Below are 24,036 nucleotides of genomic sequence, written 5' to 3'. Positions count from 1 at the left end.
ATCGGGAGAGACCCTCCGAGCAAGGAACCCTGTTCGGGAGGGGAGGCACGCCATGCGCAACCGCGACGCCTGAGTCTGAGCGAGAGGCTGCCCGGAGCCCGATCTCCTGCCGCGCGGCGGCGCTTCTCGAGTGAGGTCAGGGAGACCCTCCGGGCAAGGAACCCTGGTCGGGAGGGAGGCACGCCATGCGCAACCGCGACTTCTGAGTCTGAGTGAGAGGCCGCCCGGAACCGGGTCCCCTGCCGCGCGGCGGCGTACCGTGGACGCTTCGCCTCCCGGCCCGCCGCCCGCGGCCGGTTCCGGGCGGTCTCCGACCGGTGACGGTGGCGAAGGTCGTACGAGCACGGGCGATCGGTCGCGCCGGACCGGTCTCCAGGTCAGGGCACTCCGATGGGCGCGGCATACGACGCCGCGCCAACGCTGGCCGAAGGTCCGGCTCAAGTGCGGCGCCATAGGACGGCCAGGCAGGTGCGGCTGGTGCAGCCCGTCTTTCTCAGCACGCTGGTGAGGTGCTTCTTCACCGTGTCGACGGTGACGTGCAGGCGCTCCGCCAGCTCGCGGTTGGTCATTCCGGCGGCGACGAGTTCGGCGATCTGGCATTCGCGTTCGGTCAGGGACCACTCGGCGCCCGGGCGCGGGTGGGCCGTGAAGTGGGCGCGGAAGGACGGGGCCAGCAACCGGCCGAGCCGGTCGGCGACCGTGCGCTCTCGTGGTCCGGCGTCGCGTCCGCCGGCCAGGGGCACGACGATCGTCGCGGTGATGCCGGGGTTCGCCGCCACGCGGATCCGCAGCGCGGTGCCGGCCGATCCGGCGGCGGGCCGGGACGCCGTGTCGCCGTCGAGCAGGTACGCGCCGGTCCAGCCGAACTCCCGTGCCAGCGAGCGCAGCAGGCGATCGCGCAGGTCAGTGTGGCTCGTCGCGCCGGCGACGGTGTCCATGACGTTCACGATGCGCCGGTAGTCGTCGAGCCCGAGGTCGTCGTGACAGCCGACCGGAGATGTGACCATGACGCCTTCAGAGGTGACGAGAAGGGCGATGAGAAGCCTGTCACCCGCGCCGCACGCGGGTCGAACTTTTCGAACAACCTGGAAATGCGGCCTGGATCCGGGCACGTGCTCTGAGCACTGCACGATGGGGATTGCGCCCGGGAAGTCCATCACCCCGCCCGCGCGCCCGACGAGAGCGCATAGCGATTCGCCGCGCTTGCTCACATCACTTTCAAGCCCCTGAAAGTGCTTGGTCTTCAGGGCGGGAAATCTGAAGGATGACCAGCTTGAAGGAAGTTCGGGAGCGATCGGCTTGGGGGGTACGACACCGTCGTACCCCGCCGTGGCGAGCAGGCCGCCGCCGAACGCCAGCGCGTACACCGGGGCCAGGTGGCCGTGAAGGGCGAGCGGCGGCCGGCCGGACGCGGCGTCCCACGTCCGGACGACCCGGTCGTATCCGGCGGAGGCGAGCACGGTGCGCCCGCCGGCGTCGCCCGTCGCCACGGCCGCGACCGGTCCGGTGTGGCCGAGCATCCGGTCGCGGGGGACGCCGGACCGCGCGTCCCAGGTCCGTACGGTGGCGTCCGCGCCGCCGGACACCAGGAGGTCGCCGGCGAACGCCAGGGCGAACACCGGCGCGGTGTGCGGCGTCAGAGTCCGAACCTCCTCGCCACTGTCGAGATCGTGCACCCGCACCGCGCCCTCGTCCGTACCGCAGATGAGGCCGCCGGGCCCGAACGCGATCGCGGTGACCGCTCCGCCGGAAGCGGGGATCGTACGAGCGAGGGTCCCGTCGCTCCAGAGGCGCAGCGAACCGTCCTTGCGGCCGGCCGCGACCAGGCGGCGACCGCAGGCCACGGCGCTCGGGGCGGGTCCGTCGGCGAGCACGGCGATCGGATCGCCGGTCAGTGCCGCCCACAGGCGTACGCCGCCGTCGGTCGCGGCGGTCACGACGGCCGGTCCGTCGTCGGTGCCGGAGAAGGCGATGGCGGCGAGCCAGTCGCTCCGCGCGGGCCAGGCGGCCAGCGGTTCGCCGGTGCGCGCGTCCCAGGTGCGGACGGTTCCGTCGAGTGAGCAGGAGCCGGCGAGCGTACGGTCCCCTGCCCTGGTCAGCGCCACGCCGGTGACGCTGTCGTCGTGCCCGGTCAGCGCGTGGAGCTCCCGTCCGGCGGGCAGCTCCCACAGCCGTACGGTCCCGTCCGCGCCACCCGACGCCAGCAGGTCGCCGTCCATGGCGAGCGCGCCGACCCGGCCGGAGTGACCGCGCAGCGTGCCGATGACGTCGCGGTCATCGGCGCTCCACACCCGGATGACGCCGTCGTCGGCGCCCGCGCAGACCAGGGCGCGGCCCGCGACGCGGGCGTGCCAGAGGCCGGTCACCCCGGCGTCCCCGAGGGAGACGGACCCGAGGTCGTCGGCGGTCTCGGCGTCCCACATCCGTACGTCGCCGTCGTCCCCGGCCGACAGCACCACCCGCCGGCCGGCGAACGCGGCCGCCGCCACCGCGGTCACCGGGCCGTCATGACCGGCGCGGGCGTGCGGCGGCCGGCCGGTACGCGCGTCGTACACCCTGATCGCCCCGTCGTCGCCGGCCGTCGCGAGGAGGTCGCCGTCCCCGCTCGTCAGGGCCGGGGCTCGCGGCGGAGCCTGGCCACCGGTGGACAGGGCCGTCCGGTCGTGCCCGGAGAAGACCGCGCCGTCACCGTCGCCGTCGAGGATCGCGTACGCGGGCCGCCCGCCGACGGTGCCGAACGCCGCCGCCCCGGCGGACGTGGCGCGCCGCCGGAGTTCGGGCACGCGCCGGTGCACGACCGGCGGGAGCGCGTCGGCGGTGGACCGCAGCGCGCCGCCGCTGACCTGCCGTACGAGCGCGTCGAGAATCCGGAAGGCGGTGCCCAGCGCCGGCGGTACGGCCGCGTTCCAGCCGACCGTCAGTGTGCCGCCCGGATCGACGGCGAGCTCCCGCAGTGCGCTGTCCGGAGGGATCGGTCCGGTTTCGACGTCCGCGAATCCGGACGGGTCCAGCGCCTCGACGAGCCGCCGCCAGACGGCGGGCTCGATCCGCCCGCTCCACGCCCGCGCCCTGGCCGGATCCCGGTGGTCCAGCCGCGCCTCGCCGTCGGCGTGCACGGTCAGCTCGAAGCGCCCCACCTGCCGGCGGGAATCCCCGAGCGGTAGCCGACCCGAACGGCGCCTCCGCCGACCAGGTGATCCCCTGCTTCCCCGTGGACTGATCCGGCCGTGACACTATGCGGCCGTGCGAGCCGGGTCGCTCGTTCCAAGGAAGCCAGAACCGCGCCGCTCACCGCGGCCGTCAGGCGCTCGTCTTCGCGAGCATCCAGCCGGGCGTCGCCAGGCAGAGGACGGACACCGTGATCCCCGTGGGTCGCCATTCCGTGCACCGCGACCAGGCAGGTCACGCGTTGTGCCGGTCGGCCCGTGCCATGAGGCGGAACTCGGCCGCGGTCAGTCCGAACTCCTTCTTCAGCGCCCGGCTGAGATGCCCGTGGTCATGGATCCCCCAGTGAGCGGCGATCACCGCGGTGGTCCGGGTGGCGAGCGCGGGATCCATGAGGTCCCGGCGGATGCGGATGAGTCGTTCGTGCCTGACCCAGGCGGCGAAGGTGAGGTCGCGCCGCTGGAACAGCTGGTGGAGGTAGCGCGGGGAGATGCCGTGGCGCCGGGCGACGGAATCGACGGACAGGGCCGGGTCGCTGAGGTTCGCCAGGGTGTGGGCGAGGATCTGGTCGGTCATGGCGTCGCCGGCCTCCGCCGATTCCGGCGCCGGCTCCGCGAAGGCCGCGACGATCAGGGAGACCAGCGCGTCCGCCAGGTGGATGTCCGGCATGCCGACGAGGCCGTCGATGCGATCGGCCAGGCCGGACAGGAAGGCGGCGAGGACCGCCCAGGCCCCGTGGTCGCACCGCCGGGGGGTGGCGACGTGGCGGCCGACGAGGTCGGCGTTCGCGCCGAGCATGCCGTGCGGCAGCTCGATCATGACGATGTCGCAGGCGCCGGCCATCGAGAGCTCATGCGGCCTGCCGGTGTCGAGGACGACGAGGTCGCCGCGGCCGGCCTGGAAGCGGCGGTCGTCCTGCGCCACGTGCGCCGTGCCGCTCCGATACAGCGCCACCGCGAATCGGCCGCGCTCGGCGGAGACGACCCGGCGCATCTCGTACGCCGTCTGAGGGAAGACGCCGCGGATCCGGGCCACGGACATCGGGCCGACGCGGGCGGAGTCCACGTGTGTCCGGAACGGCGCGGCGTTGACTGCTGTGGAAGGAGTCGCTTTGGTCTCCATAACAGTGGACACGGTCCTCAGTAGAACCGTTGACGTGGAGGGGTGTCAACCTGAATGAAGGACGAATCGCCCTCGTCCACACCAGTCGAAGCCGAAGAACCGGCGGCCGATCCGGTCGCCTCGGCGTTCCTGCACGACGCCCTGCACTCCTGAGCCGTCGTGTCCCCGAGCCCGGAGGGGGCGGCTCGGGGACACGCGTACGTCTCAGGACGTCGTGAGGGCGGTGTCGTCGAGGACGAACGAGGTCTGTTTCTGGTAGTCCTCGGCGCCGGTGAACCGCACCGTGACCGTCTGGCCCACGTAGGCGTTCAGGCTGACGCTGTGCTGGACGTATCCGCTCACGTGGTCGAGGTTGGAGTAGGTGGCGAGAGTCGCCAGGACGGCACCGGACGAGTTCAGCAACTGGACCTTCAGCGTGTCGTACGCCGTGGTGCCGGTCTCGGCGGTGTCCACGTGGAGCCAGTACGAGAGGGTCGCCGAGCGGGCGGTGGCGGGGATGGTGACCTGCTGGCCGAGGGTGTCGGTGGTCGTCGTGCCGTACCCGTCGAGCCAGGCGTCCCACGATCCGGAGCGTGCCGGTTCCTTCGTGCCGCTGTAGACGACGTTGGCGGTCTGGGTCCAGGGCGCCGCGCTCCCGGTCTCGAAGCCGGGGTTGCCGAGCAGCTGGGTTCCGTCTCCGCCGCCGGACGTGCCGCCGCCGGAACCGGCGAGCCACGCGGTCGTGTTCAGGGCGATGGCCGCGTCGGTCCCCTCGGGGTCGTTCCAGCCGTCGTACAGGGTGTTGCCCGACTGGCCGGTGCCGTCGTCGATGGTGGAGCTGTCGCCCCAGATGGCGACCCGCCCGCTGCCGAACGTGCTGCTGACCAGGAACGCCCCGGTGGTGCCCGACGGGTTCGCGCTGGTCAGCCAGACCAGGCCGCGCACGTTCGGGTTGTCGGCCGGGTGGAGCGTGAAGGTGGTGCCGTTCCGCAGGATGCTCCCGGTGACCGTGCCGAACGGGCCGTTCAGGATCGAGTTGGAGCCGTCGTGGATCGCCACCGGGTCGTCGGTGGTGATGTTCAGGCTGTCGATCGAGAACCCGAACGGGTCGGTGTCGTCGACGCCGTTGTTCGTCAGCAGGTCATTCAGGATCTTGGGGGAGTCCCAGCCGTCGTTGTTGCGGTCACTGCCGGTGTGGTCGGAGATGAGGAAGAGCCCGCCGCCGTTCTGCACGAAACGCATGACCGCGGTCTTTTCCGCGGCGGTGAGCGGGACGTTGGGCTCGGGCAGCACGAACGCGTCGAAGTGCGACAGGTCCAGCGCGCTCGACGTGTTGCCGTACGTGATCGTGTTGCCGGCCGGGAGCGTGTCGAGGGTGTACTGGCCGGTCTTCTGCAGCGCCACTCCCCAGGAGGACAGCGCGCCCGTCCAGTCGGTCTCGGCCTGCGGTGACGCGTCCTGCTGCAGCGGGTCGGGCTGACTGGTGCTGATGATCCAGTCGGCGTTCCCGGCCGTCTCGGCCTTGGTGTTGTCGAACAGGATCCGGTGCGTCGTGGCCGCGGGCGCCGCCGTGCGCGGCGCGGCGCCGGCCGGTGCGCTGACGGAAACGGTCAGGACGAGCGCGGCGAACCAGATCAACGTGCGTCTGGCGCGGCGGAACAAGGGACGCTGCACGGTGCCTCCTGGCGGGGAGAAACGAGAGGGCATCCGTATGATGAGCGCCTTAATTCGCAAAAGCCACCATGAGCAACAAAACACTTCAACGTCCGTGCGACCGTCGCAAGCCGCCGTGATCATTCCGGCTACTGTGGGCGGCATGGCGATGTCCGAACCGCTGGGCGCGGCCACCGCCGCACGGCACCGGTTCTGCCGGCCGGACGAACAGCTGCTCTGGGCGGCGTACCGCCGGGTCTTCTACTTCGACCTGCTGGGCCATGACCCGTACGGCAAGCCCCGCAAGAGCCTGTTGCGGCGGGGCGCGGAAGGCTTCGGCGGTTTCCTGCTCGACGGCGTCGAGGTCATGCTCGGCGACGACGAGGGCGGGGAGAGCGGCGACCGGCCGCCGCCGCCCGACCTGATCGTCTTCGGGCCCGCGCCCGGCTGCCTGGCCCACCGGGCCGCGACGGAATTCGGCACGCCGGGCACGAGCGGCCGGCGCCTGTGGGCGCTCACCGCCCACCGCCTGGGCGTGCTCGCCGTCGCGCCGCCCCCGGACCCGCCGAAGAAGAAGGAGAACCGGTCGCTCGCGAGGCGGGCGGCGGGATTCGGCAAGGGCCTGGTCGAGACCGGACGGGACATCGGGCGGATCCTCGCCGACTCCCGGGAGCGGTACGGCGACAACATCGAGGGCGAGCCGCTCGCCCTGCCCGAGTGGTCGCCGGTCCAGGAGTTCGCCCGCGAGCGGATCGTCAGCGTCGGGCCGGACACCCGGGCCCAGGGGCGCCGCACCGTGCCCTGCCTGCGCGTGGTGCTGGCCGACGGCTCGGGCCTGGACTTCCTGCTGCCCACCGCCGACCCGGCGATGGTCGAGCATCTCGCGGTCCTGGTCAGCGGCCGATGACCCCGGTACAGCGCGGCCACGACAAGGACGACGAGATCGTCGAGCGTGAGCTGCCCAAGCACTGGATCCGGCCGGGCGAGCGGCTGCTGTTCGGCTGCGCCCCGATCCGCGGGTACGTCGCGGCCCGGATCGGGACCGACTTCCGGCTCCCGTACGAGCCCCTCGGCCCGGTGCCCGAACTCGACCTCGGGCGGTGCCGCTGGCCGCTGCCGGCGGACGTCGAGCCGGACCACTGGACCGACGATCCGACCGTGGCCTTCGTCGTGGAGGCCGCGCACGCGGAGCAGCAGGCCGTCCGGCTCGGCGACCACCTCGCGCACAGCCGCGGCGAGGCGCGCCTGGTCCTGACCAGTCACCGGGTCGCCGTGATCTACACGACCAGGCTCTTCCACACCCCGGCCCCCGGCGAACCGCTGTTCCAGACGTTCGCCGAGCAGCCGTCCGGCTCCGTGCTCGGCTACTCGGCCCCGTACGCCGGCCGCAGCGTGCCGCCGGTGCAGATCATCCGCGTCGACTTCACGGACGGCTCCACCCTGATGCTCCGCGACCCGCTGGCCGGACGGCGCGTGGGGCGGGCGCGAAGCCGGCAGTCGCAACCCCGTTGAAACGGTCCGTACGGGGCAGAGTGACCTTGTGGGCAATCCGCCGAGAGAGAGCGTGGACCGATGGCCGACGACCAGCCCCTGCGTCCCGGACGGTGGCCGCTGCGCACCGTGCCCCGTGGGCGGTGGTCGGCGCAGACACCGACCGCGGACGACGCCGACCCGGCGCTGATCACGGCGGCGCTGAAGCGTGCCCAGGCACGGCCGTCGGGCAACTGGTTCGTCGTGGCGTCGAGCCGGGTCGTGCGCGCCGACCGGCCGCTCGGCACGAAGGTCGCGGGACGCGAGGTCGTCCTGTGGCGTGACCGTACGGGGCGGCCGGTGGCCGGTCCGGGCGCGTGCCCGCATCTCGGCGCGCGGCTCGCCGAGGGGCGCGTCATCGACGGTTGCCTGACGTGCCGGTGGCACGGCCTGCGGCTGCCCACCGAGGGCACCGAGGAGTGGCGCACCCTGCCCGCGTACGACGACGGCGTGCTCGTGTGGGTACGCCACGACCGGGCCGGCGGCGAGACCCCGCTCGACGTGCCGGTGGCCGCCGCCCGGCCGCGCCCGGCCGGCGGCGTGGGGGCGGTCGCCCGCATGGTCGGCGTCTGCGAACCGGGCGACGTGGTGGCGAACCGCCTCGACCCCTGGCACGGCGCCTGGTTCCACCCGTACTCCTTCACCCGGTTGCGAGTCGAGTCCACGCCGGACGAGACGGACGACCGTTTCCTGGTGCGGGTGACCTTCCGGGTCGGGCCGTGGCTGGGCGTCCCGGTGCTCGCGGAGTTCCTCTGCCCGGACCCTCGCACCGTCCTGATGCGCATCGTCGAGGGCGAGGGTGAGGGAAGCGTGGTGGAGACCCACGCGACGCCCCTGGGGCCGGGCCGCGACGGCCGCCCGCGTACGGCGGTGGTCGAGGCGGTGGTCGCCACGTCCGGCCGGCCGGGCTTCGCGGCCGCCCGCGCCATGGCCCCGCTGATCCGCCCGGCCATGAGCCGGGCCGCCGCCCGCCTGTGGCGCGACGACCTGGCCTACGCCGAACGCCGCTACGCGCTGCGCTCCGGAACGCTCTGAGACCGCGGCCGGGGGAGGGGCAGCCGCCCGTGCAGCGGCACGGTCGTCAGCGGATGGCCGGCCACGCCCCAGTCCGACAGCAGCAGGTTGGCGGCCTGCCAGCCGGTCGTGGCGGCGCGTTCCATCAGGGCCACGGGCAGGTCGACGCGGATGCCGTCGCCGGCCAGTACGAGGCCGGGGACCGGTCCGGCCACGGCGGGCCGGTCCGCGAACGTGCCGGGCGCGAACAGCGGGCAGTCGGCGCGCCACTCGCTGAACTCGCCGAGCACCTTGGCGGCCGCCGTCTCCGGGTAGAGCTCGTGCAGGCGGTCGAGCAGCCGCTCCGCGGCATCCTCCCGTGAGCCCGTTACCGCGTACGCGTGCAACTCGACCACGGATCCGCCGGCGGTGGCGGCCCACGCCGCCGCCTGCCGGTCGTAGCGTTCGAGCACGCTGACGTTGTCGAGCGGCGGCAGCCCGCCGGTCGCCAGGAACGCGGGACGGTCGGCGGCGACGGGCCGGTCCAGCCAGAGACGGCGGACGAGGAACGGCGGCGCCGTCCGCTGGGCGGCGATCCGCCGCCGCCAGGCCGGGGTGCCGAGCCCCGGTGAGGCGGCGACCAGGTCGCGCAGGCCCGGCAGGTCGAGGGCGAGGACGACGGCGTCGGCGTCGGCGTCCACGGTGCCGCCCGCGGCGTCCACCGCGAACCCGGACTCGCCGGGCCGTACGGCCGTGACCGGCGTACCCGGGTGCACGCGGCCGCCGAGGGAGGTGAGGTGCTCGCCGAGCGGCGTCCACAGCTCGGGCGGCGGCACACCGGGCACGTCGAACAGCAGCCCCTCGGCCGAGCCGAGGAAGTACAGGTGGAACATGACCGCGAGCTCGGCCGCCGACAGCCGGCCGGGCGGTGCGAAGAAGCTGCGGGAGAACACCTCGAAGGCCAGGTGGCGCGCTGCCGGCGGAAACCGCAGCCGGGCGAGGAAGGTCTCGGCGTCCAGGTGGTCCAGCCGCTCGTACGTGCCGGGGACGCTGACCCCGATCAGCGGCAACGCGGCGCGGGCGTTCAGGCGCAGCAGGTCGCGCGGCCGGAAGGTCGGGCTGCGGAGCGCGAAGAGCAGGGCGTTCCACGGCGGGGTGCGGGGCAGGCCGCGGAAGGTGTCGGTACGGCCCTCCGCGTCGACGAGCGGGTAGTCCGGCACGGCGGTGAGCCGGTCGAGCCCCGGGTCGGCGCGGCGCAGCAGCGTCCGCAGGTTGTAGTACTGCCGGAAGTAGGCGTGGAAACCGCGGCCCATGCCGACGCGGGTGCCGTCCGGCAGCGCGGCGTCCCAGCCGCCCGCGCGGCCCCCGAGATGGCTCTCCCGCTCGTACAGGTCGACGGTGACGCCGCGCTCGGCCAGGGCGACGCCGGCCGTGAGCCCGGCGATGCCCCCGCCGACGACCACGGCACGCGGCCGCCGGGACAGCCGGCCGGCGTCCGGCACGCCGGGCGGCGGCGGATGGTGCACCCGGCGGCGGTCGGCGCCCGGCGCGCGCCCGGCGGTCACGACGCCGGGCCCGGTCGCCGGCCGCCGAACGCGTGCACGATGCCCCGCTGCCAGCCGGTCATGGTGGCGGCGTGTACGTCCGTGAAGCCGGCGCGGCGCAGGCGCTCGGCGAACTCCGGCGGCCGGTCGAAGTCCAGCGCGCTCCGCCACAGGTAGCGGTACAGGCCCGCGTCGCCGGTGGTCAGCCGGCCGGCCGGGATGATGACGCTCCAGCACACGGCGTGCCAGACCAGCCGGGCGAGCGGATGGTCGCGTACGGAGTAGTCGTGCACGATGAGGCGGCCACCGGGCCGCAGCAGGGACCACAGCGACGCGAGCACGGCGTCCGGGTCGGGCAGGTTGCGGATGAGGTAGGCGGCGAAGACGCCGTCGAACGGCCCGGTGACCCCGGCGCCCGCCAGCTCCTCGGCCCGCGCGTGCACGAACTCCACGCCGTCCGGCCACCGCTTGGCGCGCGCACGGGCGAGCATGCCCGCCGAGGCGTCGACGCCGACGACGCGGGCGTTCGGGGCGGCGGCCAGGAGCGCCGCGGTGGAGGCACCGGTGCCGCAGCCCAGGTCCAGCAGGCGGACCGGCCGGTCGCCGAAGCCGAACGCGCGGGCGGACCGCCGCAGGTCCGCGTGGTAGCCGGGGTTGGCCCCGACGAGCCGGTCGTACGCGGACGCGCCGCGGTCGAACGCCTCCGGCACCCGCCGCCGCACCGGGGGGGTCATCGGGTCTCACCGGTCTTACGCGCGTGTTCCCACAGGAGCAGGGTCGCGGTGATGAGGGAGAAGCCGAAGAGGAAGTCCTCCACCGGGATGTCGAACGGGAACCGCAGGCCGGACAGCTGGTGAGGGGCGTAGCTGACGATCGGCGAGGACAGCTTGGTCAGCCGGCCGTCGACCACGGCCTGGAACGCGAACACGATCACCATCGTGATCCAGTACGCGCCGCTGCGGAACAGCCCGGTGCGCAACCGGCCGAACTCCAGGGCGACGACGGCCACGACGGAGGCGACGGCGGGAACGGTGTACCCGACTCCGCTCATCTGGCGTCCTCCTTCTCTTGTGCGGGAGCGCGCCGCCGCGGGGCGAGCCTGCGGACGGTCTCCAGCGTCAGTACCCCGCAGACCGGGATGACCAGGAAGAACAGCGCCTCCTCCAGCGGCAGGGACAGCGGCAGGGTGATGCCGGTGACGTATCGGGGGTTGTACCACCAGACGCCGGCCGCGATCGCGACGACGTCCCACACGACGAAGACCGCGGCGACGGGGAGCACGGCGCGGGCGAGCCGCCGGGGCCGCCGGTAGACCCGGCTGCCCGACAGCTCCAGCGGCAGGGTGACCGCCACACAGCCCGCGAGCAGGGCCAGGTACTGCAGATGGTCCATCTCGTTCCTTTCCGCCGCCGTCACCGTGCCTCATCGGCGGGCGCCCGTGCGCGCGCCCACAGGGAGCGTGCGACGGCGCCGCCGGCGAGCGCCAGCCGGCGGCCGGTGCCCACGGAGACGCGCCCGTCGAAGACGTTGTAGTCGTGCGCCTCGATGCGGTCGAGGATGTGAGAGTAGAGCGTGCAGGCCGTGGCGATGCAGGGCCGTGAGGCGGGGTGCAGCAGGTCGATCCCGGGCCGGGCCCGGCCGTACACCTCGCGTGTCCGCGCGATCTGGTCGGCGAGCGCGCGCCGTACCCGAGGCTCGGCCCGGCCGCTTCGCCAGCACGCGGCGAGCACCTCACGGTCGACGCCGAACGCCGCGAGCTCGTCGGCGGGCAGGTAGACGCGGCCGCGGTCCAGGTCCTCGGCGACGTCGCGCAGGAAGTTGGTCAGCTGGAACGCCTCGCCGAGCGCCGCGGCGGCGTCGGCCGCCTCGGCGGGATCGCAGATCGTGCCGAGCACGGGCAGCATCTGCAGCCCGATCACCTCGGCCGACCCGTACACGTACTCCCGCAGCGCCGCTCGCGTGGGATAGCCGGTCACGGTCAGGTCCATCCGCATCGAGTGCAGGAACGCGTCGAACAGACCGCCCTCGATGCCGTGCCGGCCCGCGGTGTGCACGACCGCCGCGAGCACCGGGTCGTCGCTGCGGCCGGCGCGCAGGCCGCCGGCCAGCGCGGCGGCGAGCCGGTCCAGCGCGGCGGCGATCCGCGCGACCGGCGTGCCCGGCGCGGGTTCGTCGACGATGTCGTCGGCGTGGCGGGCGAAGCCGTACAGGGCGTGGACGGCCGGCCGCCGCGACGGCGGCAGCAGCCGGGTCGCGAGGAAGAACGTCCGGCCGTGCCGGGCGTTGAGCGTCCGGCACCGGAGGTAGGCGTCCCGCAGGGACGGGTCGGTGATCCCGGCGGCGTCGAGCTCTCTGGCGGTCACGGGTTGCCGGTGATCCGGTCGGCGGCCAGGCGGCCGGACACCAGCGCGGTCGGGACGCCGACGCCGGGTACGGTGCCGCAGCCGGCCAGCACCACGTTGTCCGTCGTACGGGGGAGGTTGGCGGGCCGGAACGGCCCGGTCTGGCCGAACGTGTGCGCCAGGCTGAAGGGTGTGCCGGCGAGGAGCCCCTGGCGGCGCCAGTCGGCGGGGGTGATGACGTGCAGGACGTCCTTCACGTGGACGCGCAGACCGGACCGGACGGCCGTGGCCTGGATGACCTCTTCCGCGTACGCCGGGCCGATCCGGTCCCAGTCGAGCCGGGCACGGGCGAGGTTGGGCGCCGGGGCGAGGACGGACACGAGCTGGCGTCCGTCGGGGGCGAGCGCGGGATCGGTGACCGTCGGGCGGGTCAGCAGCAGCGACGGGTCGCGCATCGGCCGGCCGGCGCGGATCAGGTCGTCGAAGGTGGTGCGCCAGGCCCGGCCGAACAGCAGGTTGTGGTGGGCGGTGCCGTTCGCGCCGGCCCGGTCGCCGGGCCGCCCGTCGCCGGAGACGCCGAGGTGCACGACGACGGCCGACGGCGCGGCGACGAGGCGGGCGGGCCGCCGGGGGACGTGGCCGAGCAGCCGGTAGGCGGCCGGCAGGTCGCAGCTGAGGACGACGGCGTCGCACGGGATCCGGTCGCCGTCGGCGGTGAGCGCGGCGGTGACGCGGCGTCCGCGGCGTTCGAGTGAGGTGACGCGCGTGCCGTAGCGGAACTCCACACCGGCGTCGGCGGCCGCGCCGGCGAGGGCGTCCGGGAGCGCCCGCATGCCACCGCGGGGGAAGAACACGCCGCCGACGGTGTCCATGTAGGCGATGACCGCGTACAGCGCGAGCGCCCGGCGTGGGGACAGCCCGGCGTACAGCGCCTGGAAGGTGAAGACCCGCAGCAGCCGTTCGTCGCGCAGGAACCGGCGGACGGCGCTCTCCCACCGGCCGAAGCCGCCGAGCGCCGCCAGCCGGGCCAACCGCGGGGTGAGCAGGCCGAGCGGTGAGTCGACGTTCGCCGCGATGAAGCCGGCGTACTCGACCTCGTACAGCCGGGTCAGCCAGGCGCGCAGCCGCGCGTAGCCCTCCGCCTCGCGGGGCCCGGCGAACGCCCGTACCGCCTCGGTCATCGCCTCGGCGTCGGTGTGCACGTCGAGCGACGAGCCGTCGGCGAAGAACGTCCGGTACGCCGGGTCCAGCCGGATGAGGGGCAGCCGCTCATCCATCGAGGCGCCGGTGGCCGCCAGCGTGTCGCGCACGATGTCCGGCATCGTGAGCACGGTCGGCCCGGTGTCGAGCCGGTAGCCGCCGACGTCGAGGCGGCCCGCCCGGCCGCCCGGCACTCCGTCGCGTTCGAGCACCGTCACAGTGCGCCCGCGCCCGCACAGGTGCGAGGCGGCGGCCAGGCCGGACAGCCCGGCACCGACCACGATCACGTGATCGGTCCTGCCCGGCACGGTCGAACAGTGAGTCATGTCGCATCGACTACCCTCCGGGATCGCCCGATAACGTCGAACGCGCCGCGTGGATCACTCGGCGCCGTTCGCGCCGCGGCCCCGGCTCACCGGGACCGCAGAGGGGATTCGGAGCGGATGACTGCCTGGATTGGTGCGGATTTCCGGGAACGCGCCGGAAACCGGGCGAGACCCGCTACGCCGGGCCGAAGACGTCCTCCAGGCGAGTGAGGGCGTCTTCGGCGTGGTGGCAGGCGGCCAGCCGCGCTCGCTCCTGCGCCTCGGACGGCCGGCGCAGCGACGGCACGTCGGTCCGGCAGTCGTCGCGGGCCATCCGGCACCGGGTGTGGAACCGGCACCCGGGCGGGGGACTGGTCGGCGACGGGGGGTCGCCGTCGAGCACGATCCGTGCCGCCATCCGTCCGCGCCGCGCCCGGTCCACCACCGGCGAGGCGGACAGCAGCGCCTGGGTGTACGGATGGGCGGGCGCCTCGTAGACGGTGGCGGTCGGTCCGATCTCGGCGATCCGCCCGAGGTACATCACCGCGACGCGGTCGGCCACGTGGCGGACCACCGACAGGTCGTGGGCGATGAACAGCAGCGTCACGCCGAGCCGTCGTTGCAGGTCGCGAAGGACGTTGACGACCTGCGCCTGCACCGAGACGTCGAGCGCGGACACCGGCTCGTCGCACACCAGGACCTCCGGCTCCAGCGCCAGCGCGCGGGCGATCCCGATCCGCTGCCGCTGCCCGCCGGAGAACTGGTGCGGATAGCGTTCCATCAGGCCGGGCGCCAGGCCGACCAGGGAGAGCAACTCGGCGACCCGATCGCGCCGCGAGGCCCGCGTGCCCGTACGGGACGCGGTCAGCGGCTCGCCGACGATCTCCAGCACGGTCATCCGCGGATCCAACGAGGTGTAGGGGTCCTGGAAGACCATCTGCACGCCTCGCCGCAGCAGCCTCCGGTCGCCGCGACGGGCGGCGGTCACGTCGCGGCCGCGGTAGCTGATCGAGCCCGAGTCCGGCACCTCCAGGCCGACGAGCATCCGTGCGAGGGTCGACTTGCCGCAGCCGGACTCTCCGACGATCCCCAGCGACTCGCCGGCCCGCAGTGACAGGCTGATCCCGTCCACGCTGGACACGCGGGTGCGGCTCAGGCCGCCACGCCCGGTGGTGAAGGTCTTCACCAGGTCTCGCGCCTCCAGCACGACCTCTCCGGGCGGCGCCGTTCCGGCCGGCTGCGGCGTGTGGGGGCTACTCGTTGCCGGCACCGACGACCTCCTGACTGCGGTGGCAGGCGGATTCCCGCCCGCGCCGCACCTCGATGAGAGCCGGGCGTGTCTCCCGGCAGGCCTCCACCGCCCACGAGCAGCGGGGGTGGAAGGCGCAGCCCGGCGGGACCCGCTCCGGGTTCGGCGGGGAGCCGGGGATGGTCACCAGGTCCCGGCCGAGGCCCTCCGTCTGCGGCACCGATGTCAGCAGTGCCTCGGTGTAGGGGTGCGCGGGCTGTGCGAGCAGGTCGTCGCCGCTGCCGCGTTCGACGATCCGCCCGGCGTACATGACGGCGACCCGGTCGGCGACCTCGCTGACCACCCCGAGGTCGTGCGTGATGAGCAGGACCGCCATGTCCAGCTCGCGGCGCAGCCGGTCGAGCAGTTCGAGGATCTGCGCCTGCACGGTGACGTCGAGCGCGGTGGTCGGCTCGTCGGCGAGGAGCAGTTCCGGTTCGAGTGCGATCGCCATGCCGATGAGGATCCGCTGGCGCATGCCGCCGGAGAACTGGTGCGGGTAGTCCCCGACCCGCCGGGACGCCCCGGGGATGCCGACCATCGCGAGCAGCTCGACCGCGCGGGCGCGGGCGGCACGCCGTGAGGCGTCGGTGTGGGCGCGGATCAGGTCGCCGATCTGGTCGCCCACCGAGAGCACCGGGTTCAGCGCCGACAGCGCGTCCTGGAAGACCATGCTCATCCGGTGTCCGCGGAGCCGGCGGCGCTCGTCGCCGCTCAGCGCCAGCAGGTCGGTGTCGCCCAGCCGCATCTCGTCCGCGCTCGACCGCGCGTTGTCCGCGTCGAGACCCATGATCGAGCGCACGGTCACGGACTTGCCCGATCCGGACTCCCCGAGCAGCGCCACGAGCTCGCCCGGCGCGACGTCGAGATCCACGCCCCTGACCGAGGGCACCGGACCCCGCCGCGTCCGAAATTCGACGGACAGGCCGCGTACGCGCAACGCGGATCGCGCCGCCGTCGGTGAGGTTGACGTAACCGCCACGAAACCTCCTAGCGCCGGATGTAACAAGCTGAGACGTGTATTCGGCCGGAATATTGCCGATACCTTGACACTCCCGCCGAAGTTTGGCAAGAGTATGCGGCCATACGAACTCCCGACTATCGGACGTGCCGCAACGGCGATATCGGTCCGGGTGAGTCGGGAGACGAGAGGAGAGCCAGTGCTCGAGCCCGCGAAGCGCTACACCGGTTACACCGCCTACGAGTACCTCGAGCGCGGCAAGGACTACCGGGACATCGCGTACGCCAAGCAGATCGGCCGGGTACCGCCGTACCAGGGCCTCGAGCTGTCCGACGCGCAGCTGGAACGTACCAAGCGCCTGCTGACCGACGAGGTCGTGATCTCGCTGCACGAGCACGTGCAGGTCTTCCCCGACGACATGTCCGACCTCCGGGAGCACATCCGGCAGGGCCGCGAGCCCACCGGCTACGAGGGCCTCTCCCGCTCGGGGATGACCGCCGTGTTCGACAACGGCATGGACGGCACGTGCTGCATCAGCAGCGACGCCGGCTGGAAGTACCAGGACGTCCTGTTCGACCTCGGCGTACGGATGGCCGACCTCGCCCACCAGGACTTCGTCGTCAAGGGTGAGACGGTCAAGGACATCCACGACGCTCACGCGTCCGGCCGCGTGGCACACATCTTCGGCCTCGAAGCCGCGACGATGATCGAGAACGAGGTCGACCGGCTCGACGTCCTGTACGGCTTCGGCGTCCGTCAGATGGGCATCGCCTACTCGGAGGCGAACACGCTCGGCAGCGGCCTGAAGGAGCGCGGCGACGGCGGGCTGACCTACTTCGGCGAGCGCGCGGTCGAGCGGATGAACAAGCTCGGCATCGCCATCGACGTCTCCCACTCCGGTGACCGGACCGCCATGGACGTCATCGAGAAGTCCACCAAGCCGATCTTCATCACGCACTGCGGGTCACGCGAGGTGTGGCCGACCAACCGGATGAAGCCCGACGCGGTCATCAAGGCCTGTGCCGAGCGCGGCGGAGTCCTCGGGCTGGAGGCCGCGCCGCACACGACGCTGTCCCACGCCCATCCGCGCCACTCACTGGAGTCGGTGATGGACCACTTCGTGCACTGCGTGGAACTCGTCGGCATCGAACACGTCACCTTCGGGCCCGACACCCTGTTCGGCGACCACGTGGGCCTGCACGACGCGTTCTCCGCCAACCTCTCGATCGGGCAGGCGCACAGCGGCGTGGAGTTCCCGAAGGTGGAGTATGTCGACGGCCTGGAGAACCCGGCCGAGTGCTTCTACAACATCATCGGCTGGCTGGTCTCCCACGACTACTCCGACGATGAGATCCGCGCCGTGGTCGGCGGCAACACCCTACGCGTGCTGGAAGAGGTGTGGGTGTGATGCGCCGGCGCGCCGGACTCATGGCCGGCACGGCCGCGGTGACCGTGCTGACCGGCGCGCTGGGCGCCTGCGCGCCCAGCAAGAAGGCGGCGGAGTCGGGCTCGGGCGGGGGCGCCGAACTGCGGATCGCCACCACCACCGACGTGGTGAACTTCAACCCCCTCATCGGCAACAGCCGGACCGACTACTGGCTCACCAACCTGATGTACCCCCACCTGCTGACGGTCGGGAACGACGGAAGCAAGCGTCCCTCCCTCGCGACCAAGTGGGGGTACACCAACCCGACCACGGGGTTCTACGAGATCCGCGGCGACATGAAGTGGAGCGACGGAACGCCGCTGACCGCCTCGGACGTGGCGTACACGCTCAACGCGGTGAAGAAGGACAAGCCGTCCGGCACGCTGTACGGGCAGCTCGCGAACTTCTCGTCGGCCAAGGCCGTGTCACCCACCCGGGTCGAGCTCAAGCTGTCCAAACCGGATGCCACCGTCATTCCTGAGGTCGGCTTCTGGGGCAACGTCGTCCCCGAGCACGTGTTCGGCAAGGCCGGCAGCGTCGCGAAGTTCGCCAACAACGCGAACTGGGTCAGCGCCGGGCCGTTCAGGCTGACCAAGGTGGCGAAGGGGCAGAGCTACACGCTGGAGCGGGTCACGCCGTACCCCTTCGCGCCGGGCGGCCGGCCCACGGTGAGCCGGATCGTCTACAAGGTCTACCCGGACGTCAACACCGAGATCCTGGCGCTGAAGAACGGCGACGTGGACGCGATCGCCAACGCGCTGCCGCCCGCGCAGGTGCAGCCGCTCAAGAAGGCCGCCGGCATCACGGTCGAGGAGGTCCCGGGTCTGGGCTACGCGCACCTGGCGTACAACATGGACAAGAAGCCCCTCGACAACGTCAAGGTGCGCCAGGCGCTGTCCCACGCCGTCGACTACGACGCGATCCGCAAGGTCGTCCTGCAGGGTCAGGCGGTCTCCACGGGCAGCAGCCCGATCATGCCGGTGCTCAAGCAGTTCCACGACCCGTCGCTCCAGGAGTACACGTTCGACCCGGCGATGGCGCGCAAGCTGCTGCAGGACGCGGGGTACACCGCCGACGGCAGCGGAAAGTTCCCGCTGTCGTTCCGGATGATCTACTCCCTGCAGGACCCGGTCACCGCGCAGTGGGCGACCCTGGTCAGGGACGACGCGGCCAAGGCGGGGATCACCATCAAGCCGCAGGGCCTGGAGCGCAACACCTACCTGGCCAAGACGGACGCGGGTGACTACGACATCTACGCCGGCAACTTCGCCATCATGGACGACCCGGCGACGAACATGACCCTGACGTACCTGCCGAAGGGCATCATCAACTACTCCCACGTCGACGCTTCCGACCTGTCGACGCTGGTGACCAAGGCGCAGGCGACGACCGACGTGAACGAGCAGAAGAAGCTCGTCCAGGCCGCCGCCAAGCTGGTGCACGACCAGGTCTACGACAACGTGATGTACACGCAGAACCTCTACGTGGCGCACCGTTCGAACTGGACCGGGTTCGTCGTCAAGCCGAGCGAACTGCTGTCGATCGTCGATCCGCAGTCGCTGGCCAACGTCAAGTCGAGCAGCTGACGAAGGGCCACCGCCATGCCGCCTCTCGCCCGGTTCGCGCTGCGACGGGTCCTTCGCGGAGTGGTCACGATCTGGTTCGCCGTGACCGTCACCTTCCTCATGCTCCGCCTGCTGCCGGGCGACCCGGCGCTGGCGGTGGCCAACCCCAACATGACGAGGGAGACGCGGCAGGCGCTCCTTCACCAGTACGGCCTGGACCAGTCGCTGGCCGTGCAGTACGGCAAGTACCTGTGGCAGCTCCTGCACGGCAACCTGGGCGTGTCGTTCAGCCAGTCGGTGCCGGTCACCACGGCGCTGATGGACCGGCTGCCGTGGACGCTCCTGCTCACCCTCTCCGCGCTGGTCGTCACGATCGTCATCGGCGTCCCGCTCGGGGTGCTCGCGGCCTCGCGCCGTGGGTTCTGGGACCGGGCCGTACAGCTCAGCGGCGTCGTCGGGCAGTCCCTGTTCGTGCCCAGCATCGGGATCTTCCTGCTGTACCTCCTCGGTCTGAAGCTGCGCTGGTTCCCGATCGGGGGCGCCTACACGGAGAACACCTACGGGATCGCCTGGTACGGCAGCGTGCTGCGGCACCTGGTCCTGCCGTGCCTGTCGCTGGTGCTCGTCCAGCTCGGCTCGTACGTGCTCACGCTGCGGTCCACGCTGATCGACGCGCTCGGCGAGGACTACTGCACGCTGGCCCGCGCGAACGGGCTGGGTGAGCGCAAGGTCCTCTGGAAGCACGCTCTGCGCAACGCGCTGCTGCCGACGACGACACTCGTCGGGCTCCAGCTCGGCTTCGTCGTCGGCGGCGCCGTACTCACCGAAACGATCTACGCCTACCCGGGGATCGGGCGCGGCATCTACGAGGCCGTGACCCAGCTGGACTTCCCGGTTCTCCAGGGCGCCTTCGTGCTCCTGTCGGCGACGGTGATCGTCGCCAACCTGCTCACCGACCTCGCCTACGGGCTACTCGATCCACGGGTGCGAACCGCATGACCTCACTCATCGAGTCCACGGCCGGCACGGCGGACGCGGCGGACGTGGCGGACCGGCCCGCCGCGGCGAAGGCGACCTGGGACGCGTTCCGCCGCAATCCGCTCGGCATCCTCGCGATGGTGCTGCTGGCACTGCTCATCGTGGTCGCGCTCGTCGCGCCGCTGCTCGCGAGCTATCCGCGCGGCCACGGCACGGCGATCCTGCGACCGCCCTCGGCCGCCCACTGGTTCGGCACCGACAACCTCGGCCGCGACGTGTTCGCCGAGGTGGTGTACGGCACGAGGTCCAGCATGCTCGTCGCGGCCGGCGCGACCGCGCTGGCGATCGTCATCGGCGTGACCGTGGCCGTGTGCAGCGCGTACTTCCGCTGGGTCGACGGGGTGATGGGCGTACTGGTCGACCTCTTCCTGTCGCTTCCGGTGCTCCCGCTGATGATTCTCGTCGCCGCCCTCGTCGGGCCGAGCCTGCAGACCATCGTGCTCGTCCTGGCCTTCTTCTCCTGGCCCGAGGTCAGCCGCGTCGTGCGGTCACAGGCGCTCGCGGTCGTACGGCTGCCGTACGTGGACGCCGCGCGGCTGGCCACCGGCTCGCCGCTGTGGATCATCCGCAAGCACCTGCTTCCGGCCGTGGCACCGGTGATCGCGGTCTCCGTCGTGCTCACCGCGTCCCGCGCGGTGCTGTCCGCGGCGGGCCTGGCGTTCCTCGGGCTCGGGGACCCGAACAGCTGGTCGTGGGGCCGGATCCTCTTCGAGGCCCAGCAGTCCGGCGCCATGCAGGAGGCGTGGTGGACGACGCTCTTCCCGTCGTTGGCCATCCTCGCGCTGGTGGTGGCCGCGACCCTGCTCTCCATCGCCTACAACGACGCCCGCGACCCGCGGACGAGGAAGGACTGAGCGTGGCGTTCGACCAGCGGCTTCCCGCCGTCTTCTACGCCGACGTGCAGGACGGCGTACGCGCGGCTCTCGCCGCCGAGCGGGTGGACGCCCTCCTCACCGACTCTCCGGAGGACGTGGCGTACCTGACCGGGTTCTTCCACCATCCCTGCGAGCGGCCGGTCGCGGTATGGATCGGCGTGGACGGGACCACGGCCCTGCTGCTGCCCGAGCTCGAAGTCGAGCACGCCCGGGTCCAGAACACCGCGGCCGAGCTCGTGGTCTATCCGGAGTATCCGGGGGTGGTCCCGCCCTTCGACGCGCTCGCCGGGCGGGTGCCCCGCGGCCGACGCGTCGGCCATCCGGGCGGCATGGCGGTCGACCGCCTCGCCGCCGTCCGTGCCGCGTTTCCCGGTGCCGAGTTCGTCCGGACCGGTGTCGCCGAACGCGCCCGCCTGCGCAAACGGCCCGAGGAGATCGCGCTGCACCGGGAGGCCGGGCGGATCACCGACGCGATGCTCACCGCGGGGCGAGACCTGATCGAACAGGCCGTCGGCGCCGGCGGGGAACTGCCGAGCGAGGCCGAACTCGCCGCGCACGTGACCTCGTTCGGCAGCCGCACGATGTACGCCGAGCACGACGACGTCGTGGTGGTCTCGCCGCTGGCCGGCGGCCTGGTCTACGCGGCGGAGAACAGCGCGCGGCCGCACGGGCTGCCGTCGGCTCGCCGGCTGCGCCCCGGCGACACGTTCGTGCTCTCACTCGGGTGCGCGGTCGGCGGCCGGTTCGTCGAGGGCGAGCGGACGTTCGTGCTCGGTGAGCCGTCGGCGGAGCAGCGTCGCTACTACGAGGCCGTACGAGAGGCCCAGGCCGTGGGCGCGGCGAGCATCCGGCCGGGGGCGCGGTGCGCGGACGTGAACCGCACCTGCCTGGACGTCATCCGGGACGCGGGGCTGGAGGGATTCCTCAGACACCGCCAGGGACACGGCATCGGGCTGGGCATGCACGAGCCGCCATGGCTGGAGGACGGCGACGCCACGGTCCTGGAGCCGGGCATGGTCGTGTCCAACGAGCCCGGCATCTACGTCACCGGGCACGCGGGATACCGGATCTCCGACAGCATGCTCGTCACCGATGACGCGGCCACCCCCTTCACCTTCTATCCCCGCTCGCTCGACGACGTCGTCGTCCCCGTCTAGCAAGGAGGGATCGTGTTCGTCACGATCAATGGCAACGAACTGGCGGTGGAGGTCTTCGGAGAGGAGGGCGCGCCCGTCCTCATCGCGCACCACGGTGCTCCCGGGCTGGGCTCCCGCGCCGAGCCGCGGGCGACCTTCGCGCCGTTCGCCGACACCTTCCGGGTCGTCGTCTTCGACGCCCGCGGATCGGGGGAGAGCGGCGGCAATCCGCCGTTCACCCACGAGCAGTGGGCCGCCGACGTCGACGGGCTGCGTGAGTGGATCGGAGCCGAGCAGATCGTCATGGCCGGCGGATCGTACGGCGGTTTCATCGCGATGGAGTACGCGATTCGCCATCCGCGGCGGGTCAAGGCGCTCGTCCTGCGCGACACCTCACCCGACCATGACAATGAGGAGGCCGCGCGCCGCAACGCCCTCAACTCGACGAGGGTCACCGTCGACGTGGAGAAACTCGACCGCATCAACAACGGCCTCGTACGCGACAACGATGACCTGCGCGACTGCTGGCGCGAGATCCTGCCGCTCTATGACCATGTCTACGACCCGGCGAAAGTCGAAGAGAAGGTCGCGGCCACCCCTTACCGGTACGAGACGCATAACTTCGCCTTCGCGGTCAACCAGCCGGGTTACGACATCAAGGCACAGCTGCCCGATATCATCTGCCCGACCCTCGTCACCGTCGGGCGTGATGACTGGATCACCCCGGTCGAGAGCAGTGAGAAAATCGTGTCGCTCATTCCTGACGCCGAATTGGTCGTCTTCGAGAAGTCGGGGCATTCTCCCCAGATCGAGGAGGCCGTGCGGTGGCGAACGGTCGTCCGCGACTTCCTGCGCGACGTGGGCGCCGATCAGCGATAAGGCATGAGCATCAATCCGGTTCTGAACCAACTCGACGAACTCGACCGGCGCATCATCGTCGCGCTGCAGAGCGATGGCCGGGCGAGCTGGACGTCGGTCGCCGACGTCTGCGACACCTCGGTGCCGACGGTGGCGCGGCGCGCCCAGCAGCTCCTCGCCGAGGGCATCGTCCGGGTCGGCGTGACCCCGGACATCAGCCACGCGGGTCCGGTGAACCTGTTCATCCTCCGCATCGGCTGTGAGCCGGGCCGCCAGACCGAGGTCGCCCTGGAGCTCGTCCGCCGCGAAGATGTCCGTTTCCTCACGCTGGTGACCGGAGAGACGGACATCATCGCCGAGCTGAACGTGCGGACGGACGATTCGCTGCACACGCGCCTGATCGACGAGGTGCTGGCGATCGACGGTGTGTCGCGATGCGAGACCGACCTGCTGCTCCACACCTACAAGGCCACGAACGACTGGAGCCGTCAGCTCCTGACCGGAAAGGATCACGTCTACACGCCCGTCGAGCCGCACGAGTGCGACTCCAGTCACTTCAACGACACCGACCGGGCGATCGTCGCCGTGCTCCGCGACGACGGCCGGGCCAGCTTCCAGGGCGTCGCGGACGTGATCGGGGTCAACGAGAGCACCGTCCGCCGCAGGTTCGAGACGCTGCGGGCGAGGGGATGCATCCTGGTCAACACGCTGGTCCCCGCGCCCGCGCTCGGCTTCGAGTCCGAGATCATCTTCATGATCACGGTGACGCCGGCCAACCTCGACTCGGCCGCTCGTGAACTCGCCACCTACCGAGGCGTCCGGTACGTCGCGGCCACGCTCAACGGAAGCTCGTTGATGTGCGAGGTGATCCTGCCGACGACGCGCGACGTGTTCGACTTCGTGACCAGGACGCTCGGACCCCTCCCCGGTGTCCAGGGCTGGACCGCCAATATGGAGATGCTCAACCTCAAACGGGGTTTCATCGAGACTCCCTGGTGGCGCGGCCGCCTCAACGGGTCCGGCCCGAGCGGCGGGGACGCCTGAGGCGGCCGATTC

General features: G+C 72.1%; 21 protein-coding genes. 10 read left to right on the top strand and 11 right to left on the bottom strand.

Annotated features, from left to right (window positions below):
* Positions 1-437: 437 nt before the first annotated feature.
* From QSK37_RS44185 to QSK37_RS44175, 3 genes are all read right to left on the bottom strand, one after another.
* Positions 438-3,137 carry a LuxR C-terminal-related transcriptional regulator gene (locus QSK37_RS44185; protein ID WP_285633822.1) on the bottom strand — a complete coding sequence of 900 codons (2,700 nt, stop codon included), beginning with the start codon at positions 3,135-3,137 and terminating at the stop codon, positions 438-440.
* A 265-nt stretch (positions 3,138-3,402) separates the two neighbouring features.
* Positions 3,403-4,287 (bottom strand): AraC-like ligand-binding domain-containing protein, encoded by an 885-nt coding sequence (locus QSK37_RS44180; RefSeq protein WP_285634110.1) that lies wholly within the window; start codon positions 4,285-4,287, stop codon positions 3,403-3,405.
* Positions 4,288-4,491: 204 nt separating this feature from the next.
* The gene (locus QSK37_RS44175) at positions 4,492-5,940 is read right to left on the bottom strand and encodes a hypothetical protein (RefSeq protein ID WP_285633819.1); all 1,449 of its coding nucleotides are present in this window, start codon (positions 5,938-5,940) and stop codon (positions 4,492-4,494) included.
* A gap of 142 nt (positions 5,941-6,082) precedes the next feature.
* Here QSK37_RS44175 and QSK37_RS44170 point away from each other — a divergent pair, with 142 nt between their 5' ends.
* Genes QSK37_RS44170 through QSK37_RS44160 form a run of 3 tightly spaced genes read left to right on the top strand, consistent with a single transcriptional unit; the run spans position 6,083 to position 8,484 of the window.
* The gene (locus QSK37_RS44170) at positions 6,083-6,826 is read left to right on the top strand and encodes a hypothetical protein (RefSeq protein ID WP_285633816.1); all 744 of its coding nucleotides are present in this window, start codon (positions 6,083-6,085) and stop codon (positions 6,824-6,826) included.
* Complete coding sequence (locus tag QSK37_RS44165; protein WP_285633813.1) at positions 6,823-7,431, top strand: hypothetical protein; 609 nt, start codon at positions 6,823-6,825, stop codon at positions 7,429-7,431. The genes QSK37_RS44170 and QSK37_RS44165 overlap by 4 nt, the downstream gene beginning before the upstream one ends.
* 60 nt (positions 7,432-7,491) lie before the next feature.
* Positions 7,492-8,484, top strand: a complete 993-nt coding sequence (locus QSK37_RS44160) for a Rieske (2Fe-2S) protein (RefSeq protein WP_285633810.1) — start codon at positions 7,492-7,494, stop codon at positions 8,482-8,484.
* Here QSK37_RS44160 and QSK37_RS44155 read toward each other — a convergent pair.
* The 8 genes from QSK37_RS44155 to QSK37_RS44120 form a co-directional block, all read right to left on the bottom strand.
* Positions 8,457-10,007, bottom strand: a complete 1,551-nt coding sequence (locus QSK37_RS44155; protein WP_349498041.1) for a hydroxysqualene dehydroxylase — start codon at positions 10,005-10,007, stop codon at positions 8,457-8,459. The genes QSK37_RS44160 and QSK37_RS44155 overlap by 28 nt on opposite strands.
* Positions 10,004-10,720 (bottom strand): class I SAM-dependent methyltransferase, encoded by a 717-nt coding sequence (locus tag QSK37_RS44150; protein ID WP_285633808.1) that lies wholly within the window; start codon positions 10,718-10,720, stop codon positions 10,004-10,006. Before QSK37_RS44150 ends, QSK37_RS44155 begins: the two co-directional genes overlap by 4 nt.
* Complete coding sequence (locus tag QSK37_RS44145; RefSeq protein ID WP_285573324.1) at positions 10,717-11,037, bottom strand: lycopene cyclase domain-containing protein; 321 nt, start codon at positions 11,035-11,037, stop codon at positions 10,717-10,719. Before QSK37_RS44145 ends, QSK37_RS44150 begins: the two co-directional genes overlap by 4 nt.
* The gene (locus tag QSK37_RS44140) at positions 11,034-11,378 is read right to left on the bottom strand and encodes a lycopene cyclase domain-containing protein (RefSeq protein WP_285573326.1); all 345 of its coding nucleotides are present in this window, start codon (positions 11,376-11,378) and stop codon (positions 11,034-11,036) included. The genes QSK37_RS44145 and QSK37_RS44140 overlap by 4 nt, the downstream gene beginning before the upstream one ends.
* Positions 11,379-11,398: 20 nt before the next feature.
* Positions 11,399-12,349 carry a phytoene/squalene synthase family protein gene (locus QSK37_RS44135; protein ID WP_285633805.1) on the bottom strand — a complete coding sequence of 317 codons (951 nt, stop codon included), beginning with the start codon at positions 12,347-12,349 and terminating at the stop codon, positions 11,399-11,401.
* Complete coding sequence (crtI, locus tag QSK37_RS44130; RefSeq protein ID WP_285633802.1) at positions 12,346-13,854, bottom strand: phytoene desaturase family protein; 1,509 nt, start codon at positions 13,852-13,854, stop codon at positions 12,346-12,348. The genes QSK37_RS44135 and crtI overlap by 4 nt, the downstream gene beginning before the upstream one ends.
* A gap of 175 nt (positions 13,855-14,029) precedes the next feature.
* Positions 14,030-15,103 (bottom strand): ABC transporter ATP-binding protein, encoded by a 1,074-nt coding sequence (locus QSK37_RS44125; protein WP_285633799.1) that lies wholly within the window; start codon positions 15,101-15,103, stop codon positions 14,030-14,032.
* Positions 15,087-15,995, bottom strand: coding sequence for an ABC transporter ATP-binding protein (locus QSK37_RS44120; protein ID WP_285633796.1), 909 nt, complete (start codon positions 15,993-15,995; stop codon positions 15,087-15,089). Before QSK37_RS44120 ends, QSK37_RS44125 begins: the two co-directional genes overlap by 17 nt.
* Before the next feature lie 286 nt (positions 15,996-16,281).
* Here QSK37_RS44120 and QSK37_RS44115 point away from each other — a divergent pair, with 286 nt between their 5' ends.
* From QSK37_RS44115 to QSK37_RS44085, 7 genes are read left to right on the top strand one after another with little or no spacing between them, the layout of a single operon-like run.
* Positions 16,282-17,490 (top strand): dipeptidase, encoded by a 1,209-nt coding sequence (locus QSK37_RS44115; RefSeq protein ID WP_285573338.1) that lies wholly within the window; start codon positions 16,282-16,284, stop codon positions 17,488-17,490.
* Positions 17,490-19,094, top strand: coding sequence for an ABC transporter substrate-binding protein (locus QSK37_RS44110; RefSeq protein WP_285633793.1), 1,605 nt, complete (start codon positions 17,490-17,492; stop codon positions 19,092-19,094). The genes QSK37_RS44115 and QSK37_RS44110 overlap by 1 nt, the downstream gene beginning before the upstream one ends.
* A gap of 15 nt (positions 19,095-19,109) precedes the next feature.
* Positions 19,110-20,072: an ABC transporter permease gene (locus QSK37_RS44105; RefSeq protein WP_285633790.1), complete on the top strand. Its 963-nt coding sequence runs from the start codon at positions 19,110-19,112 to the stop codon at positions 20,070-20,072.
* Complete coding sequence (locus tag QSK37_RS44100; protein WP_285633787.1) at positions 20,069-20,965, top strand: ABC transporter permease; 897 nt, start codon at positions 20,069-20,071, stop codon at positions 20,963-20,965. The genes QSK37_RS44105 and QSK37_RS44100 overlap by 4 nt, the downstream gene beginning before the upstream one ends.
* 2 nt (positions 20,966-20,967) lie before the next feature.
* Positions 20,968-22,143 carry a M24 family metallopeptidase gene (locus QSK37_RS44095; RefSeq protein ID WP_285633784.1) on the top strand — a complete coding sequence of 392 codons (1,176 nt, stop codon included), beginning with the start codon at positions 20,968-20,970 and terminating at the stop codon, positions 22,141-22,143.
* Positions 22,144-22,155: 12 nt separating this feature from the next.
* Positions 22,156-23,001 (top strand): alpha/beta fold hydrolase, encoded by an 846-nt coding sequence (locus tag QSK37_RS44090; RefSeq protein WP_285633781.1) that lies wholly within the window; start codon positions 22,156-22,158, stop codon positions 22,999-23,001.
* A 3-nt stretch (positions 23,002-23,004) separates the two neighbouring features.
* The gene (locus tag QSK37_RS44085) at positions 23,005-24,024 is read left to right on the top strand and encodes an Lrp/AsnC family transcriptional regulator (RefSeq protein ID WP_285633778.1); all 1,020 of its coding nucleotides are present in this window, start codon (positions 23,005-23,007) and stop codon (positions 24,022-24,024) included.
* Positions 24,025-24,036 lie beyond the last annotated feature (12 nt).

The sequence above is a fragment of the Actinoallomurus iriomotensis genome, from assembly GCF_030269445.1.
Taxonomy (GTDB): Bacteria; Actinomycetota; Actinomycetes; order Streptosporangiales; family Streptosporangiaceae; genus Actinoallomurus; species Actinoallomurus iriomotensis.
The sequence above is the reverse complement of the archived record's forward strand: the minus strand, read 5'-3'. Positions and strand labels throughout refer to the sequence as shown.

What these genes read in the sequence shown, in the direction of transcription:
- QSK37_RS44180 (WP_285634110.1), bottom strand. Translation starts at nt 4,287, where the DNA reads ATGGAGACCAAAGCGACTCCTTCCACAGCAGTCAACGCCGCGCCGTTC.
- QSK37_RS44170 (WP_285633816.1), top strand. Translation starts at nt 6,083, where the DNA reads ATGGCGATGTCCGAACCGCTGGGCGCGGCCACCGCCGCACGGCACCGG.
- QSK37_RS44165 (WP_285633813.1), top strand. Translation starts at nt 6,823, where the DNA reads ATGACCCCGGTACAGCGCGGCCACGACAAGGACGACGAGATCGTCGAG.
- QSK37_RS44160 (WP_285633810.1), top strand. Translation starts at nt 7,492, where the DNA reads ATGGCCGACGACCAGCCCCTGCGTCCCGGACGGTGGCCGCTGCGCACC.
- QSK37_RS44150 (WP_285633808.1), bottom strand. Translation starts at nt 10,720, where the DNA reads ATGACCCCCCCGGTGCGGCGGCGGGTGCCGGAGGCGTTCGACCGCGGC.
- QSK37_RS44145 (WP_285573324.1), bottom strand. Translation starts at nt 11,037, where the DNA reads ATGAGCGGAGTCGGGTACACCGTTCCCGCCGTCGCCTCCGTCGTGGCC.
- QSK37_RS44140 (WP_285573326.1), bottom strand. Translation starts at nt 11,378, where the DNA reads ATGGACCATCTGCAGTACCTGGCCCTGCTCGCGGGCTGTGTGGCGGTC.
- crtI (WP_285633802.1), bottom strand. Translation starts at nt 13,854, where the DNA reads ATGACTCACTGTTCGACCGTGCCGGGCAGGACCGATCACGTGATCGTG.
- QSK37_RS44110 (WP_285633793.1), top strand. Translation starts at nt 17,490, where the DNA reads ATGCGCCGGCGCGCCGGACTCATGGCCGGCACGGCCGCGGTGACCGTG.
- QSK37_RS44105 (WP_285633790.1), top strand. Translation starts at nt 19,110, where the DNA reads ATGCCGCCTCTCGCCCGGTTCGCGCTGCGACGGGTCCTTCGCGGAGTG.
- QSK37_RS44100 (WP_285633787.1), top strand. Translation starts at nt 20,069, where the DNA reads ATGACCTCACTCATCGAGTCCACGGCCGGCACGGCGGACGCGGCGGAC.
- QSK37_RS44085 (WP_285633778.1), top strand. Translation starts at nt 23,005, where the DNA reads ATGAGCATCAATCCGGTTCTGAACCAACTCGACGAACTCGACCGGCGC.